The sequence below is a fragment of the Bacillus sp. JJ783 genome, from assembly GCF_036963225.1.
GTDB classification, from domain to species: domain Bacteria; phylum Bacillota; class Bacilli; order Bacillales; family Bacillaceae_G; genus Bacillus_A; species Bacillus_A cereus_U.
Genome location: NZ_JBALMG010000042.1, coordinates 1 through 1781, shown reverse-complemented (window position 1 = coordinate 1781; position 1781 = coordinate 1). Strand labels below are relative to the sequence as shown.

Below are 1781 nucleotides of genomic sequence, written 5' to 3'. Positions count from 1 at the left end.
TTTTTATTTAAATGTTTTTATAAAAGTTAATTTTTTAGTTATTATTTTTATACATTTTTTGTGCTTGCCCCAAACCTCAATTAAATTTCTAAGTTCAGTTGTTTCAATCTTACATATATTAGGATCATGGATAGAATATAAATCTACAAGTATAGTTTCATCCTTTTTTACTTGAATTGCACATAATGTACCTTGAAATTCATTATATTCTTTTAAATTATTTAATACTTCATCGATTTTTTGTAACCACCATTTAACTGGAATCCCTTGGATATCGTTTTCTAAAAATGTTGCTACAATTTCTAGTTCTTTTGATAATTCTATTTTTAAAGAATCTAGGTCTTCATTTTTTGTCACTTTATATATATTTCATTTGTAACTACTGGCTGAGTAGTTACGATAATTCTTTTATATCTCTATTTTCACGTGTTAACCACTAGTACACCGCAGCAAGTCAATATTACTAACAGCGCGTAGAAAACGTTTGGATAAATAAGAAGCAAATAAATTATTAAAGGGTTATAACCCCTACTATAAGAAATACTATTATTACCAAAGGAAGAATGATAATCATAAAGGACACTATTATTGTTAATAATGCTTTCCATGCTGAAAATTGGTGTGCTTCTCCTAAACATTTTAAGGAAATAATGATTGTCCAAATTCCAATAACTACATCAATTATGGCAAAAATAAGAAACAAAATCGTTAAAGTTATGCTACTATCCATTTTCGGTGTCTCACTCGTAAAGTTTTCTATCCCAAACAAGAAAAATGAAGGCAACCAAACTAATATAAGAGAATAAACGTAAGGGATATAAGAATAGGCAACTGAGTAACGTGTTTTTTCAAAGGTACCTTGTCCACCAAGTTTTTTTGCCACCCAATTAAATAACGCTGGTAGCAAAAAATAATAAGTTAAGAAAACAATGAAGGTACCGAATATAACTATTGAGATTATTGAAAATGGACTACTTATTGAATCCGCCACATTTTTAGAAGATGCTCGATCTAAAGTCTGTACGAATGAGCCTAATAAAATGAGTAAAAACACATTCTTAGGTTTGGATATAAAAATTTCTTTCATTGTATCACGTGGTTTTGTCCAAATGGAGAACCAAGGATTAAGTGCACGTTTAAATTGATTTTCTGGAGTTTCCATAAAAAAAACATTCCCCTTTCTTAAAACATATTAAATATAAATTCCTAATTATCCCAGTTATGTACATAGAAATATTAAAGCATGAATAGTCGATTATTTAAATATAAATATTCAATCATTTAATTTCATTTGAAACTTAGGGGGAGTGCTTCTTGGCAATTACCTCTATATTGTCTTGCATTTTTAACTATGGGCTGAGTAGTTACTTTCATTTTTGAGTACCTCACATTCTTTAATAAATTGGATAAACAGTTATAATCTTATCATTAATAAGAACAAACCTAATTTCCATTCCTTCAGATGTTTTACTAGAATATACTCTTCCACTTATACATCTTTTATTGCTATAAGTCTCGTGAATGGCTTCCATAAGAAGAATGCGATTATACACTTGAAATCCAACAAATCCTCTTTAAAAGCCTATACGTATTTTCCCTCCATCTTCTATATGCTTACGTAAATAATAATACTTATGGAGTTCTATAATCATATAAAACAAACCAAACGAAATCACTGTGCATGCAGACATAAATACAATTGCCCCCATCTGTTGTGTTGCAATGCTAAGAATTATATTAGCAATTAACTGTCCCAATCCCGCTGCAATAGCTGCTACTTT

2 protein-coding genes and 1 pseudogene are annotated in these 1781 nt (G+C 29.4%); all 3 read right to left on the bottom strand.

Features of this window, described 5'->3' with window-relative positions; genetic code table 11:
* Positions 1 to 3: 3 nt before the first annotated feature.
* Positions 4 to 357: a hypothetical protein gene (locus V7038_RS09660; protein ID WP_141558705.1), complete on the bottom strand. Its 354-nt coding sequence runs from the start codon at positions 355 to 357 to the stop codon at positions 4 to 6.
* A gap of 154 nt (positions 358 to 511) precedes the next feature.
* Positions 512 to 1162 carry a Yip1 family protein gene (locus V7038_RS09655; RefSeq protein ID WP_335469967.1) on the bottom strand — a complete coding sequence of 217 codons (651 nt, stop codon included), beginning with the start codon at positions 1160 to 1162 and terminating at the stop codon, positions 512 to 514.
* A gap of 412 nt (positions 1163 to 1574) precedes the next feature.
* Positions 1575 to 1781: pseudogene (locus tag V7038_RS09650) on the bottom strand (hypothetical protein); the annotation flags it as partial.

Bases quoted from the DNA above. Each gene is read 5' to 3' on its own strand.
- V7038_RS09655 (WP_335469967.1), bottom strand. From the start codon at position 1,162: ATGGAAACTCCAGAAAATCAATTTAAACGTGCACTTAATCCTTGGTTC.